This window comes from Desulfovibrio sp. (assembly GCF_035644575.1).
Taxonomy (GTDB): domain Bacteria; phylum Desulfobacterota; class Desulfovibrionia; order Desulfovibrionales; family Desulfovibrionaceae; genus Desulfovibrio.
Map to the genome: position 1 here is coordinate 1 of NZ_DASQOG010000258.1, position 14,124 is coordinate 14,124.

10 protein-coding genes are annotated in these 14,124 nt (G+C 59.6%); 4 read left to right on the forward strand and 6 right to left on the reverse strand.

Annotated elements, in window-relative coordinates; genetic code table 11:
- Positions 1 to 412 precede the first annotated feature (412 nt).
- The 5 genes from VEZ52_RS14405 to VEZ52_RS14425 all read right to left on the reverse strand — a co-directional run bounded on the left by VEZ52_RS14405 (position 413) and on the right by VEZ52_RS14425 (position 9,578).
- The gene (locus VEZ52_RS14405; protein WP_324837426.1) at positions 413 to 1,828 is read right to left on the reverse strand and encodes a phospholipase D-like domain-containing protein; all 1,416 of its coding nucleotides are present in this window, start codon (positions 1,826 to 1,828) and stop codon (positions 413 to 415) included.
- A 145-nt stretch (positions 1,829 to 1,973) separates the two neighbouring features.
- Complete coding sequence (locus VEZ52_RS14410; RefSeq protein WP_324837427.1) at positions 1,974 to 2,396, reverse strand: universal stress protein; 423 nt, start codon at positions 2,394 to 2,396, stop codon at positions 1,974 to 1,976.
- Between the two features lie 59 nt (positions 2,397 to 2,455).
- Positions 2,456 to 7,384 (reverse strand): ATP-binding protein, encoded by a 4,929-nt coding sequence (locus VEZ52_RS14415; RefSeq protein WP_324837428.1) that lies wholly within the window; start codon positions 7,382 to 7,384, stop codon positions 2,456 to 2,458.
- Positions 7,385 to 7,509: 125 nt separating this feature from the next.
- Positions 7,510 to 8,262, reverse strand: a complete 753-nt coding sequence (locus tag VEZ52_RS14420) for a tetratricopeptide repeat protein (RefSeq protein WP_324837429.1) — start codon at positions 8,260 to 8,262, stop codon at positions 7,510 to 7,512.
- Positions 8,263 to 8,363: 101 nt separating this feature from the next.
- Positions 8,364 to 9,578: an MFS transporter gene (locus VEZ52_RS14425; protein ID WP_324837431.1), complete on the reverse strand. Its 1,215-nt coding sequence runs from the start codon at positions 9,576 to 9,578 to the stop codon at positions 8,364 to 8,366.
- Positions 9,579 to 9,760: 182 nt separating this feature from the next.
- Here VEZ52_RS14425 and VEZ52_RS14430 point away from each other — a divergent pair, with 182 nt between their 5' ends.
- The 3 genes from VEZ52_RS14430 to VEZ52_RS14440 all read left to right on the forward strand — a co-directional run bounded on the left by VEZ52_RS14430 (position 9,761) and on the right by VEZ52_RS14440 (position 12,598).
- Positions 9,761 to 10,207 (forward strand): MarR family transcriptional regulator, encoded by a 447-nt coding sequence (locus tag VEZ52_RS14430; protein ID WP_324837432.1) that lies wholly within the window; start codon positions 9,761 to 9,763, stop codon positions 10,205 to 10,207.
- 97 nt (positions 10,208 to 10,304) lie between these two features.
- On the forward strand, positions 10,305 to 11,708 hold the full coding sequence (locus tag VEZ52_RS14435; RefSeq protein WP_324837433.1) for an L-serine ammonia-lyase: 1,404 nt from the start codon (positions 10,305 to 10,307) through the stop codon (positions 11,706 to 11,708).
- A gap of 602 nt (positions 11,709 to 12,310) precedes the next feature.
- Positions 12,311 to 12,598, forward strand: coding sequence for an HdeA/HdeB family chaperone (locus tag VEZ52_RS14440; protein WP_324837434.1), 288 nt, complete (start codon positions 12,311 to 12,313; stop codon positions 12,596 to 12,598).
- 65 nt (positions 12,599 to 12,663) lie between these two features.
- On the opposite strand, the gene mutY is transcribed toward VEZ52_RS14440, so the two are convergent.
- On the reverse strand, positions 12,664 to 13,905 hold the full coding sequence (mutY, locus tag VEZ52_RS14445; RefSeq protein WP_324837435.1) for an A/G-specific adenine glycosylase: 1,242 nt from the start codon (positions 13,903 to 13,905) through the stop codon (positions 12,664 to 12,666).
- Positions 13,906 to 14,018: 113 nt separating this feature from the next.
- On the opposite strand from mutY, the gene VEZ52_RS14450 reads away from it, so the two are divergent.
- Positions 14,019 to 14,124 (forward strand): peptidylprolyl isomerase (locus tag VEZ52_RS14450; RefSeq protein WP_324837436.1); only part of this gene is annotated, 106 nt, incomplete at its 3' end.

Here is a 14,124-nt window from a genome sequence, read left to right on the forward strand (position 1 = left end):
TGGGACAATGCCGCCAGCTTTAAAATAGGCACGTTTGATCCGGAAGAAGACTGGCTGCGCCGCCCCGAACTCAAGCTGGATATGGACAGGTCTGACGACTTCTGCCGTCTGGCGCTCAAGCCCATCCACCCCGACATGGACGCAAGGGACATTGTGCGCGTATTTGGCTAGGGGCCGTTTCTCAATAATTCTTTTGGCCGATCACTGCGTCATCCAGCATTTTTTACTCCAGTCATGGACAGAAAGCGTCCACTCCTGTCGTAAAAAACACTGGCTTCCTTGTCCTCGGCGCAAAATCTTTTATTGAGAAACAGCCCCCAGTTTGGTTCAGGGATGCATGCTCATGCCCCCAAGGTGTTTTTTAGCCCATAATGTGGGTTGAGAGACGCCTTGGGGGCTTTTGCGTGGGCTGTTAGAGATAGGGAGAAAAAATCCAGCAGGCGGCATTGCGCAGCTTTACGGGGAGGGACAGGGCGGCAAGGTAATCCCTGGTGATTTCGCGCCCCGTGATGATGGCCCTGTCTATGTGGGCGGTAATCTGGTCGTGCACGTCCGGGTTGAACACTTCCATGTTCAGCTCAAAATTCAGGCGCAGGCTGCGGGCATCCAGATTGGCCGAACCTATCTGTGAGTAGTAGCCGTCCACGGCCAGCAGTTTGGTGTGGGCAAAGGGGGGCTGCTGATACCATACGCGCACGCCAGCCTCCAGCAGGGTGGGCAGCAGGCGGTATTGCGCCCAGTGCACGTAGAACAGATTGTTTTTTTCAGGCAGCACCACGCGCACGTCCACCCCGCGTTGCCCTGCGGAGCGCAGGGCGGAAACCAGCCCGTGCGAGGGCAGAAAGTAGGGCGTCATGATGCGCACGGAGCGGCGGGCCGCATTGATGACGGCGCAGTAAATGTCGTTGAGGATATCCGCCTCGGAGCCGGGGCCGTCCATGATGATGCGGCAGCGGCTGTCGCCGCGGGGCAGGGTGGTGGCTGGCGGCAGGGGGGTGTAGTTATTGGTGCAGAAGCCCCAGTTGAGCAAAAATGCGCGGCGCAACTGGTCCACAATGGGGCCTTCGCACTGAAAGTGCATGTCCTGCACATACTTGGTCTTGCCTGCGGCGATGTTGTCGTCTGCTATGTTCATACCGCCGGTAAAGGCCACGGTGTCGCACACCAGCATTTTGCGGTGGTTGCGCAGGTTGATGCTGAAATTGGGCGGAAACAGGCGCGGCGGCATGAACAGGGCCACGCGCACTCCGCGTTTGGCAAGCTTTTTCCACGGCTTGCGCAGGGAGTAGAGCATGCCGATGCCGTCCACCAGCAGGCGGGCGTCCACGCCGCGCTCCGCAGCACGGGCCAGAGCCTCGCCAAAGGCCGTTGCAACCTGACCTGCGTTGAAAATATAGGTGCAGAGAAAAACGTGGTCCTTGGCATTGTCTATGGCAGCAAGCATGGCCGGGTAGGCCTGATCGCCATTGCGCAAAGGGGTGACGGTATTGCCGGTGCTCAGGTGCTGCTCGGTGAGTACACGCCCGATGTGCTCCATGCGGGCTATGCTGTCAGGGATATTTTCCGGTGGAACCTTGGAAAAGGGCGGGTGGGCGTAATCCGGCTCCAGAGGCTGCTGCCGTCGCATGATGCGGCTGGCCCTGCTTTCTGCCCTGCTGATGCCAAAACAGGCGTACAGAATGGGGCCTACAACAGGCAGAAACAGGGCCGTGACAGTCCAGCCAAGGGCCGCCCGGGGGTCATGTTTGGTAAGCAGGGCGTGGCAGACAGCAACCCACGAAAGTATGTGGGCGACAATGAGGCCCAGTGTTTCAAAAAATAGCAGCATTGTTTTCCCACAGTGAGAGCGCGTCAGCAGTGGGTGCGCGCGGTTAAAGGCCGGGCGGCGCAGGGCGTCTGCGCAAGGGACTGGTTAATTACCACCCTTTACAAACATTATTGCGCCGCCGCAGCCAGAACGGATGGCGCGGTGCTTAGCGGCGTATGGCCAGCAGCGGCGTGTCGGTATTGCGCAGCACACGCTCTGTGATGGAGCCGAGCAGCAGGTCTTGCAGCCCGTCGCGCCCATCAGTGAACATGATGATAAGGTCGGCATTTTCCTCATGCGCCACGCGAATGATGGTTTCAGCCGTGGTGCCTTCTTCTACGCGGCAACGCACAGACCCGGCGGGCTTTTCCATTTCCGCCGCCACAGTGTTCAGCAGGGTCTGTCCCTTGGCCTTCTGCTCGGCCAGAAGTTCGGCGTGGGCTTCGCCGCCCACAATCTGGGGCAGCGGCTCAAAAATGTGCAGGAGGACAATATCGCCGCTGGCAAGGTTTTTGGCGTGATTCAGGGCAGATTTGGCACGGCTGAGGCCGTTTTTGCCGCTCACAGGAATGAGGATGGTCTTGTACATGGCTTCCCTTGGTTCAAAGGTTTATCTTAATGCTGGTTGCGCCTGATGGCAGCGGCCGCTCAGCGGCGCGGTGTCAGGCCAATGCGGTTGCGTTCAACCGCCACGGCCAGCTCGGGCAGCAGGTCGCGCAGTGCGTTCATGTCGTTGGCCTTGGCGGCGCGCTCCACACAACGGGCCATACGGGCCAGCACGCGGAAGCCAAAGGCGTCAGATTCCGTGGCGATGCGGTTGGCAGCATCACCCACCACCGCGCAACGGCGGTTTTTGAAGCCCTGCTGGGCATCGTCCATGGCGGCATCAAGCCGTGCCACAAGCTGGGGAATTGTTTGATCTGTTTCGCGCGGGGCAGTGGGCTGCACAGGAGCCTGCGGCGCAAATGCGACAGGCTGTGGCTCCACGGTTTTCTGCTCCAGAGGGGCCGCACGATGGCTCTCTGCCACAGGGGCTTGTGCTGGTGCTGTTTCACCTGCATGAACGCCTTGAGGCGCATGCTGGTCGTTGTCATGCCCGTTATGGCGCAGCGCTTCAGCCGCACCGGCAATGAAATTCATGATGGAATTGCCAGTTGCCTTGCCCTTGAGATGAGCGGCGGTACGCTGGGGTTCCGCAACGTTGGCAGAAACGCTGGCAAGCGACCCTGAGCCGGAGGTGCCAAGTGGCGGAGACTCGGCCTGCGCATTGCTCTGACTGGGCATAGCCGCCAGATCCGCCATGAGATCAGGCTTGCCGCCGGGCAGAGGCTCGTTGTCAGCCCCAAGGGGGCGGTCGCCAGCGCTGCCCAGCAGTTTGAGAATGAGCCGCCCGGTTGCGGTGCGGGGCATTTCAACCTGTCTGGCACGTTTTTCATCAGCGGAATGTCCGGAATCCTGCTTGAAATCGTGGTTGGAATCCTGGTTGACCGCAACGGAGGTATCCTCCTGCCTAGCGGGCTTGGTCATGGGCATGGGTTCTCCCACCCATTCCCCAGGGTGGGCGAGGCTGGGGCCGACATAGCTTTTTTCTTCTCTGGCGGGCGCGGCAACGGGTCGAGTGGCAGCGGCAGCAGACAGGGCCTCTCGTGCGGATGTCTGCGGCATGCCTTGCGGCATGCCTCGCACTGAACCTTGCGCAAAATCTTGCGCAGATTGGGGCACAGACTGCGCCACAGGGCTGGCTGTTTTGATGGGGGTGCCAATGGGCATGGGCTCACCCACCCATTCATCCTGAAGGCTGTAGGTATCCCATGCGCCCTTTCCCGCAGGCGCAGGGACATCAAAGGCCGCGGTGTTGACAGGCGACAGCGTGGCTTCTCCAGCCCTGCCCGTCATGGCCTTGAGCGGATCGGTGCTTTCGGCGGCGGGCTGTTCTGCGAGCTGCTCTGGTGGTTCGGGCATATCTGGATCCGAAGGCAGGGAAGCCTCGAGAAATTCTGCCGGGGTAACTGTTTCCCTGGCAGCAGGAGTGGGGGCGGGATGCTGTTCCGGTTCGGGCCATTCAAGAGTTTCAAGGGCCTCAGGCATCTTGCCCACTGCTTCTGGAATGGACGTGGCTGCGGGCGTATCTGTGACGAGTTCCGCTTGTTCCACGGCTGCCGAGACTGGGGCCGCTTGGTGTGCTGCCGCGCCCTCCGCATCGGATTCACGCGCGGGTTCAGGCTCTAGCTCGTTCGCCTGCGAGGCAGCAGGGGCTTCTGCCGCCCACATCGGGCCTTCAAGCCCAGCCGAGGCCATAAATTCTGCGTCAGTGTTGCTCGCCGCCTGCGCGGGTTCCTGCTGCGGGGTATCCGCGTCAGCTTCCTGCGGCTCTTCTGCCGATGGCTCCGGCAAAATCTCCGCAATAATTTCCGGCTGCGCTTCGGGCTGATGCTCTGCATCGGCCTGCATGCTCAGAGGCTCCGGCTGGGGAGCATCCGGCAAAATTTCCAGCGGTTCAGCCTGCTGCGGCGCGGTTTGTTCTTCTGCCGGGGCTGCTTCCTTTTCGACTGGGGCTGCACCAGCAAGGGTAATATCGGCAGGAGCGGGAATACCGGCGGCAGGTTCCTCAAGGGAAATTTCTGGAGTGTCCGGCATGGCGGCAAGCGCCTGTGCGGCATCCTGCGCAGTGTCCTCGGGGGGCAAAAGATCCGTCAGTTCAATGGGCGCGTCTTCTTCTGCCTGCGGGGAATCTCCCATCATGGGCAGCAGCATGCCAGACTGGTCGGCAGCGCCAAAATTCAACAATTGCGGGGAAGACAGCAGCCCGTCATGCGACAGCGGCATTGTCAGCGGCTGAGAATCCATGGATGCGCCAGTGTCCGGCAAGGCATTCTGCAAGGAGGCGTCGTGCCCGAAGAGATCAGGCAGCTGGTTCTGCTCCTGTGTCTTCGTGCTGGGGGCAGTATTGGTAGGCAGGCTCTCGGATTCGGACAAATCTTCCTTGTGAGCGGGCAGGGGAATATCCTCTGCGGGCGGCACAGGATCGTTTTCTTTTCCCGCAGGAGCAGGGGCCGATACTGCTGACACAGCCGGGCCATGGTCTGTAAATCCTGCTTCGTCCAGCACTTCGCGCAGGGTAGCGGCAAAGGCTTCCACATCCACAGGCTCGAGCAGGGCGTGGGTATATCCCGTGTCTGCAAGTTCATCCCAGCGGGTATTGTCCTTGGTGACGGCAAGGGCCTTGAATACGGGCAGCCCGGCCTTGAGGGCTTCTGCCTCAAAGCGCCCCAGAGCGTCCGCCTCTGCGGGGCCATCGTGAGGATCCTGAGCCACCAGCATGAGTGCGGGAGCTTCGCGGTTGCATTCCAGCGCTTCGCGCATGCTGCGGGCCTGGGTGTTGTTGCAGCCAAGGGTGGTTATCATGTGGGCCAGCGCCTGACGGTCAACGGCGCTTTCGGCCACCACGGTAATGGTGGGCGCGCGCTGCGGTTCCGGCGCAGCTTCTGTTCCGGTTTCGTTCTCCAGCGGCTTCAGGCGCAGGGTAAAGGCAATGGATGTCCCCTGCGGGCCGCATTCCACATTAAGGTACCCGCTGTTGGAACCGGCCAGTTCCCATGCGCGGGTGAGCGCCAGCGAAGATCTGTCGCGCGGCGGAATGCCCGCCCCGGTATCGGTCACGGTAAACAGCAGATGGCCCGGATCGGCTGTTTCGGGCACACGCCGTACAGAAAGGTGCACTGCTCCCCTCGTGGTGGCCCGCACGGCGCTTTCAAGCAGCAGGCCGAGGATTTCGCGCAGGGCTTTGGCCTGCCCTTCATACATGTGCCCCAGCAGCGGGGGCATGTACCACGCAAGGCCAATCCCCGAGTTTTCGGCGGCGGTTGTCACGGCATCGTGCGCCTCGCGCACAAGATGCTGCAGGTTGAAGGCCACGCGCTGTTCGCCCACGCTGGTCTGATCCAGTTCTTTGCCGGGATTATCAATAATTCTGGCAAGCTCGCCAGCAGCGCCAAGCATGTTTTCAGCATACTGGCGCACCGCAGGTGGCAGGGAGCAATGGCCGAGAGCCGCGCCTTCGCGCATGAGGCGATCCAGCGGCGGGCGCAGCAGGTTTTCCCACATGCCGGGGTCGACGGCGGAGGCGGATTTTTTCTGGTTTCTGGCAGGCGCTGCAACTGGTTCCAGATCGGAATTGTCTGAAATATCCACTGGCAGGGCGGAAAAGTCAGCGGCGGTTTTGCCTGTGACGGCAGAGGGAGGCAAAAGACGCAGATTGGGGTCGTCCAGCGGGGTATCAAGACTGATGGGGCCATCGTTTGGCCCGGCACCAAGGCTGGAGCTGATCAGCGCCGCATTCAGCGCGGCGGAGTTGCGTTTGCTTGCCGCTGCGGATTCACGCTTTGCGGCCTTGTTGGCCTCTTCAGTTTGGGCAGCGTCACGCGGCAGGCCTGTTCCGGCAATGAGCAGGGCGCTCAGGGCCGTGCCCCACAGAGGAGCAGAGGCCAGCAGATTTGCGGCGTAGCCATAATCAAGCCCCATGACGCCCGCAGCCACAAACAGGGGCGGCACAAGGCAGCCCAAAAGAAAACGCCGTGCGCCGCCAAGGCCCATGATGGCCCCTCCAAGGGCGCTCAGGGTAAAGATCGCCGTGCAGGCAGGCCAGAGCGAAAGAAAACGGATGCTCCAGCTAAAACCGGGAAGGAGCGGCAGCAGGGCCAGTGCCGCGCCCGGCAGGGAAAGCAATATAAACTGGGCGTCCAGCAGGGGCGAGCGGCCCCTCGTGCGCATAAGATGACGGCCCACGTGGGGCAGAAGCATGAGCGCCAGACCAGGGGCAAGCACCGCTAGAGACTGGTTCAGGGTTATGCTGCCGGAGCCGTAGGCGGGCATGCCAAATACGCCCTGCGCCAGGGCAACGCCCACGTAAAGCGCAGTCCAGATGCGCCACTGGCCCCTCTCGGAGAGCCCGCGCAAAAGGCACAGCAGCATGACCACGGCAAGCGCCAGCAGGGCGGCTGTGCCTGCAAGGCTGCCCCAGTTGGAGGCTGCGTCCTGCGGGCTGCGCAGCATGGGGGAAAACCAGATGCCCGGCAGGCCGTCCAGGCGGATATAGCAGGTGATCGGGTCAGCCCCCGGCTCGGGCAGCAACATCACATTGCGGTGGCTCGGGAGAATCTCGCGCCATTCAACGCTGTCTGTCGCCGGGTTGGCGGCAGGTTCATACAGAACCGGGTCAGCCGGAACATCCGGCCCCATGTCCAGCAGCATGGCCTGCGAGCGTCCCCCTGAGGGCAGAGGGGCCAGGGTAAAGCGCAGCCACATCACTCCGGTGACTCGCGGCAGCTCCTTGACGTTCAGGGGCTTGAACATCTGGCTGTTGGAAGGGGCGGCAGCCTCCTCCACATCCATGGTTCCCGTCACGTCAATAAAGTATTGCAGGTCGGGCAGCAGCGGCGTGTTTGCAGAACGCAACACGGGCGGAATCATGCCGCTGTGCGCCGTGGACGGCGCTCCAATACCTGCGCAGGCTATGCACAAAAAAAGAGCGCAGGCGCGCAGCAACGCACGCGAAATGCCGGAGGAAGTGAGAGTCATGGTCGTTCCGCCTGTAAGATCACCGATCTATCTATGGTCTTTCCCCCTTCAGGCGCGAATGCGCCTCCAAATCCGATGCAGGGGGCGGTTTGTCGTGCTGGGACGGCTTTTGGCCGCAGCTGTGCCTAGCGCAGGTTTCTGATTACGTCAGAAACGGACTGCCCGTCAGGGGCGCGCGCAGCGGGGTTGACCGCCAGCAGGCGCTGCCATGCCTTCATGGCGTCGTCCTTGCGCTTGAGGTCGAAGTAAAGCACCACGCCCTCGTTGAACATGGCGTTTTCATGCCGGGGATTGACGCTGGAGGCGCGGCGGAAACTCGTCACGGCCTTGTCGTATTCGCCAAGCTCGCGGTACATGATGCCAAGGTCGGTCAGCACATCGGCATTGTCGGGCGCAAGAGCCAACGAACGTTCGTAGGCGCTGGCGGCCTTGCGCGACTGACCGGTGTCAAAATAGAGGTTGCCAAGGTCTGTCCAGTTATGCGCGTCCTTAGGGTTGGCAAGGACATTTTGTTCCATGGCGGCGATTTTGGCTGTCAGTTCGGGCGGAATGGGAGGCTGGCTGTCCTGCTTGGCCTGGCCGGACGGCTGAGCGGAAGGCTGCCCCGGAGCCTGCGGGGCCGTCTGCGTCTGGCCTGCGGGTGCTTGCTGCGCAGGCTCCTGCGTGAACACGGACGGCACAAGGCTGCCCACATAGACGCCCAGCACAAGGGCTACGGCGATGCCTACAAAAAAAACACCCTTGCTGACCTTGCTGATGCCGTGGGACTGCTCAGCCTGGGGGGCGGTTTCCGGGGTGGATGTGGTGTCGACGGGCGCGGAAGGCTGCGCTGCCGTGGGAGTATCAGCGGACTTTTTTCTGGGCGTTTTGTTTGCCATGTATTCCTCGTGGCTTGGGAAATATCTTTATCCATCAGCCTACAACCGGAGGAAAAAAGAGGCAAGCCCGCAGCGTGCGCACCGCTGCGCCATGCCCCGGCTCAGCGTGCCCCGCCTCCGTGAACAATGCGGTATATGCCAATCGAAGCCAGAACCACGATGCTCAGGGTCAGATACATGCCGCTGTAACCCATTGAGGGAATAAGATGGCCGAATATGTACGGCCCAAGGCCGATGCCAAGATCAAAAAAAATGTAGAATGTTGTGGTCGCCTGCGCATAGCGCGAGCGTGAAACCAGCGAGAGGGATACCGCCTGCCCCACAGATTGAAAGTTGGCAAAACCCACGCCTAGCAGCAAGCCCGCGCACAGCAGCACGGCGGCGCTTTCGGCGCGCGAAAGCACAAACAGGGCCAGAGCCGTGAGCAGCAGGGCCGGGTACAAAATTACATGCTCGCCATGCCGGTCAAACAAGCGGCCGCTATGGGGCCGCGTGAGCAAGGCCGCCCCGGCGTAAAACAGAAAGAAAATGCTGGCTGTGCCTGTGAGTCCCTGCTCCGCGGCAAAGGAAGGCAAGAATGCCTGTATGCAGCCATAGCTTGGGCACACGACCAGAGCCACCAGCGAAAAGCGCACCACACGCGGATCAATATAGCTGTACAGGCTCAAGGCTGGCCGTGATGGCTGGCGCATGGGCGGCAGGTTGCGCAAAAAGCAGAAAATACCCAGGCACACTAGGCTGATGCCCGCATTGAGCAGCATAAGGGTTTGGTACCCGTACCTGAGCGAAAGAAAGATGCCCAGAAAGGGGCCGAAAGCCAGAGCCAGTGCGGCGCTCATGGTAAAAAGGCCTATGCCCAGGCCATGAAAGCGCACTGGAACCACATAGGCCACAATGGCTCCTGTGGCGGTTCCGGCTACACCTATGCCAAAACCGGCCGCAAAGCGCTGCACAAAAAGCATGGGCAGAGAATCCACCAGGAACAGGCCGCCAACACTTGCGGTAAACAGCAGCAGACCCGCAAGCAGGCAGGGTTTGCCCCCAAATGTGGAGAGCTGGTTGCCTGAAAGGAATCGTCCCACAAGGCAGCCGATGACCATGATGCCCGAGGTCAGCCCTGCTGTGCTCAGGCTGGTGCCAAAGGTTTTTTGCACATGGGCCGTGCCAGTGACAAAGATGAGATAGTAGTCCGTCATCAACAACATGTTGATGCAGGTGACAACCAAAAAGTTGCCCCGGCAAATGGCGGCAAAGGCCTCAATGAAACCTGCTTCCGTTTGCTGGGCCGCTGGGTCGTGAAGGTGTTTCCTGGGCATGGCCTGACCTCCATAACAGGGTTCAAGGCGTTTCGTTGCGCTCGCAACGATTTATGGCCCCCTGCCCACGCACTTGTCAAGGCAAGCACCTCAAGCGTAGCCTTTTTTTGCGGCCTTGCCTGCCGCAATCCATTGGGAGTCGGCTCGCAGTGACTGCTGACAACCAGCCACAGGGATATGTCATGGAACTAGTCTACAAATGGATCACGCTGGCCAACCGACATTACTACATGTACCTCAACCGGGCGCTTGCGCCTTTTGGCATCAACAGCAGCCAGTATCTGTTCATTCTCAACCTGTGCCGCGACCCTGGCATCACTCAGGACAAACTGCCCGAGCGTATCTGCGTGAACAAAAGCAACGTTGCCCGCACGCTGGCCCAGCTTGAAAAGAAAGGGCTTATCCGGCGGCAGGTTAACCCTGTGGACAAGCGGACAGCGGCGGTTTTTCCCACCGAGCGGGCGCGGGAGCTGTATCCGCAGATAATGGAAGTTATTGCAACATGGGACGATGCAGTGACCAGTGTGCTCAGCGCGCAGGAAAAGGAAAATCTGCTGGAATTCATGCAGCGCGTGGCGGACAAGGCTGCTGCCCTGCGCGGGGCAAGCCTTGCTACCCTCAGAAAGTAGGGCAGTTTTCGCTAATCGCTTGTGTCTTGTGACCGTTACGGGATATGTTGCGGCAAAGGCCATTGCGCCTTGACATGCGGTTTGCGGGAGGAGCGTCATGCTCAGCGTTTTTGATCTGTTCAAGATCGGCATAGGGCCGTCCAGTTCCCATACTATTGGCCCCATGATTGCGGGCAAGGCCTTCGCGGGGGAACTTGCCGTTTTGGGTATGCTGCCCATGGTAGGCCGGATAAAGGTGGAGCTTTACGGTTCGCTGGCGCTTACCGGCGAGGGGCACGGCACCATTGGGGCCGTGCTGGCGGGGCTTGAGGGGGAGGAACCACAGGAGGTGGACATTGCCCATATGGCCCGGCGCACGGCGGATCTGCAAAACAATGCCGATCTGGTGCTCATGTGCGCCTACACCATTCCTTTTATTTTTGAGCGCGATGTGTGTCAGCACAAGGGCATATTTTTGCCCAAACATTCCAATGCCATGACGCTTTCGGCCTTCAGTGCTGATGGCGCGCTGATATACTCCAAGAATTTCTATTCCATCGGCGGCGGGTTTATCCGCACGGACGATGATTTTGACAGCCCGCGCGAACTGTACGCCACGCCCCCTTACCCCTACGAAAAAGCCTCGGAGCTCTTTGACATCTGCGCCCGCGAAAACAAGACCATCGCGCAGATCGTTATGGCCAACGAAGTATTCTGGCGGTCTGAAAGCGAGGTCAACGAGCGCGTAACAGCCATCACAGATGTCATGCGCGAAGCCGTGGAACGCGGTTGCTATACTGACGGAGTGCTGCCGGGCGGGTACAATGTGCGCCGTCGCGCGCCCAACCTGCTGCGCAAGGTCAGCGCCCTGCAGGCAGCCGGGCGGCGCGACCTCAGCCTGTGGCCCATGCTCTATGCCTTTGCCGTGGCGGAAGAAAACGCCTCCGGCGGACGCATTGTGACCGCGCCCACCAATGGCGCGGCGGGCATTGTGCCGGCAGTGCTGCTGTATTATCTGAATTTTTACCCCCACGCCACGGATGACGGCGCGCGCGATTTTCTGCTCACTGCCGGGGCCATTGGCCTGTTCTACAAGCTCAATGCGTCCATTTCGGGCGCGGAGGTTGGCTGCCAGGGCGAAGTGGGCGTGGCCTGCTCCATGGCAGCTGGCGCGTACTGCGCGGTTACGGGCGGCAACGTCAAGCAGGTGGAAGTGGCGGCAGAAATCGGTATGGAACACAACCTCGGCCTTACCTGCGATCCTGTGGGGGGGCTGGTGCAGATTCCCTGCATCGAGCGCAACGGTGTGGCCGCAGAGCGCGCGGTCAACTGCGCCCAGCTCTCGCGGCTGGAAGACGGGCGGCAGCGGGTGATCTCGCTGGATGATATCATTGAAGTCATGTACCGCACCGGGCTTGATTTGCAGTCCCGCTACAAGGAAACCTCGCTCGGTGGGCTGGCCGAGGCCGTAGCCAAGGTTATGGAGCGCAAAAAGATGGCGCCGGGGGCATCCGGCAAATAGGTGTGAGCATACTTTTTCTTCTTGGGGACGAGCTAAGAAAACGCGGCTGAAAAGTCGCGTTTTCTTGTTGATGGGTGCATGTGAACTGAAAATATAATCAATCTTTAAGTCTTTGCTCGGAAACAACCAGAATCGAGAAGTAAAACCGGCTGGACAAGGCTTTTACAATGCAGAATATTTTATGTTTATGTGGTAATGTGCAGGGCTGGCTTGTGTGAATTGTGAATTATCGCATGCGAGTTATTGGCAGATATTGTAATTTGTGTTTTTTTAATGCAACAAGTCGCAAAACTTATTATATTTATGAATGTATTTAAATTTATGACAGCATATCGACAAAATATAAAAAATAAGGGAGTGTTTTTTATACCGTGTGTAGCATCTGGGGTAATGTGGACATATACCTTGCGTGGCGTCTGGTTAAACAGAGTGCCTGTCTGGCGTATATTTAAAGACGCAGTGCTCTAATATAATTGGATAAAAAGTGCTAATTCAATTTTTATCCAGATTTAAGGCATTGCTGTAATGGATTTATCCTGCTTCATAGTGCTCTTTATGCCACCTGTTGTATGTCCTGAAACCTGTAACACTGGAAGTGCAAGATGAAAAAAGTATGTTTTGCAATCGTGCTGGCGGCCATGCTTGCCTTGCCCATGACTGCCTCGGCAAAGAGCGACAAAATAGATTTCGGCAAGCTGCCTTGCAGTGCTTTTGTGCAGTTGGACGCCCAGACCATGACCATGTTCTATTTCTGGCTTGATGGTTACGCCAGCGCCAAAACCGGCGACACGACCCTGGATGTCAACGCTGTGGAAAACAACCTGACCCAGATCATGAAGGTCTGCAAACAGAACCCCAAAAAGAGCGTACTTTCGGTTATTGCCGACTAATAGCGCAAAGGGGCGGACCGTAAGGCCCGCCCCTGATTTTTAAAGAGAATAGCTTAAGCGGTCTGCTATGTTTTTTTCAGGGGCAGATTTGCCTGACGGGGTGCAGCCGCATTTGCGGCAGATACGCTGTCTTTTCCCGGAGCAAAAAGCTTGTCCGCCAGTTTACGGTGCGCAGCGGGCATTGCCAGCGCATCCAGCTCTTGCGGCGTGACCCAGCGAGCCTCGGTTGCGGCTGAAAGCAGCGGTGGCTGCGGCGGGTCAGCCGGAGCGTCTGCGCTGTCAAACTCAAGCCCAAAACAGTGCAGCGTCAGGCGGTAGGTGGTGTATCCGTGCCGGATAATGCCATGCTGCGCCGCCACGCGCACGGCAAAGCCCGTTTCTTCCATAAACTCCCGCACGGTGGCCTGTTCCGGACTTTCGTCCGGCTCAACCCGGCCGCCGGGAAATTCCCACAAATTGCCCCACACTCCCGCAGGCGGGCGCTTCTGCACAAATAGTCTGTTGCCGCAGCGCAAAACCCCGGTCACGGCGTTGACAGGCGTGATGGTGGCTCGTTTGCCGGGCACCGGGCGCTGGTCTGTAATGCCCAGATGCAGGCTGATGCAGAACCGGGCCAGCGGGCACTCTGCACAGTGCGGTTTTTTGCCGCAAACAAGCGCCCCAAGCTCCATCATGGCCTGATTGTGTTCGCGCGACCTGCCCTCGGGCACCAGCCGCAAGGCCCAGCGGTGGATGATCCCCGCTGCCGGATTCTGTTTTACGGGGCTGTCCACATCAAAAATGCGCGCAATGACGCGCTCCACGTTGGCGTCCACGCACGGCAGCTTTTCGCCAAAGGCAATGCTTGCCACCGCGCCTGCGGTGTAGGGGCCAACGCCGGGCAGACTGCGGATGGCTTCCAGCTCTGAGGGAAACACGCCGCCGTGTTCCGTCATGATTTTGCGGGCGGCGGTCAGGATGTGTCTGGCGCGCGAATAGTAGCCAAGGCCTTCCCACTGACGCAGCACGTCTTCCTCGCTGGCGGCGGCGAGGGTTGCGATGTCGGGAAAGCGCTGCATCCAGCGGTTAAAATAGCTGACTCCACGCTCCATCTGGGTTTGCTGGAGCATGACTTCGGAAATCCACACTTCGTAGGGCGTGTAGTTGACCCGCCACGGCAGGCGGCGCTGGTTTGCGGCAAACCAGTCGAGCAGGGCGTTTTGCAGTTCGCCTAGGTGATCCTGGGGCGGCAGATGCGTGCTGGCAGCGGCCTGTTCCGGCATGCCCGGCAGTGTTGCCGGTTGGGGCTTGGAAGTCTTGCGGTTCATGCTGTGAGCCTATACCGGGAAACGGGCATTGTCATCCGCGCTTCCATACCCTATATTCGCGCCAATGGCGGGGCGAATGCCCGCTGTGCAGAATAACCATTCAAGGAGCACCCATGTCCGACAATCCTACGGTTTTGCTGGAGACCTCCTCCGGCGACATTCTTGTGGAGCTTTATGCCGACAAGGCCCCCCAAACCGTTGCCAATTTTTTGAAATATG

Bases quoted from the DNA above. Each gene is read 5' to 3' on its own strand.
- VEZ52_RS14430 (WP_324837432.1), top strand. From the start codon at position 9,761: ATGGAACTAGTCTACAAATGGATCACGCTGGCCAACCGACATTACTAC.
- VEZ52_RS14420 (WP_324837429.1), bottom strand. From the start codon at position 8,262: ATGGCAAACAAAACGCCCAGAAAAAAGTCCGCTGATACTCCCACGGCA.
- VEZ52_RS14435 (WP_324837433.1), top strand. From the start codon at position 10,305: ATGCTCAGCGTTTTTGATCTGTTCAAGATCGGCATAGGGCCGTCCAGT.
- VEZ52_RS14405 (WP_324837426.1), bottom strand. From the start codon at position 1,828: ATGCTGCTATTTTTTGAAACACTGGGCCTCATTGTCGCCCACATACTT.
- VEZ52_RS14440 (WP_324837434.1), top strand. From the start codon at position 12,311: ATGAAAAAAGTATGTTTTGCAATCGTGCTGGCGGCCATGCTTGCCTTG.
- VEZ52_RS14415 (WP_324837428.1), bottom strand. From the start codon at position 7,384: ATGACTCTCACTTCCTCCGGCATTTCGCGTGCGTTGCTGCGCGCCTGC.
- mutY (WP_324837435.1), bottom strand. From the start codon at position 13,905: ATGAACCGCAAGACTTCCAAGCCCCAACCGGCAACACTGCCGGGCATG.
- VEZ52_RS14410 (WP_324837427.1), bottom strand. From the start codon at position 2,396: ATGTACAAGACCATCCTCATTCCTGTGAGCGGCAAAAACGGCCTCAGC.
- VEZ52_RS14425 (WP_324837431.1), bottom strand. From the start codon at position 9,578: ATGCCCAGGAAACACCTTCACGACCCAGCGGCCCAGCAAACGGAAGCA.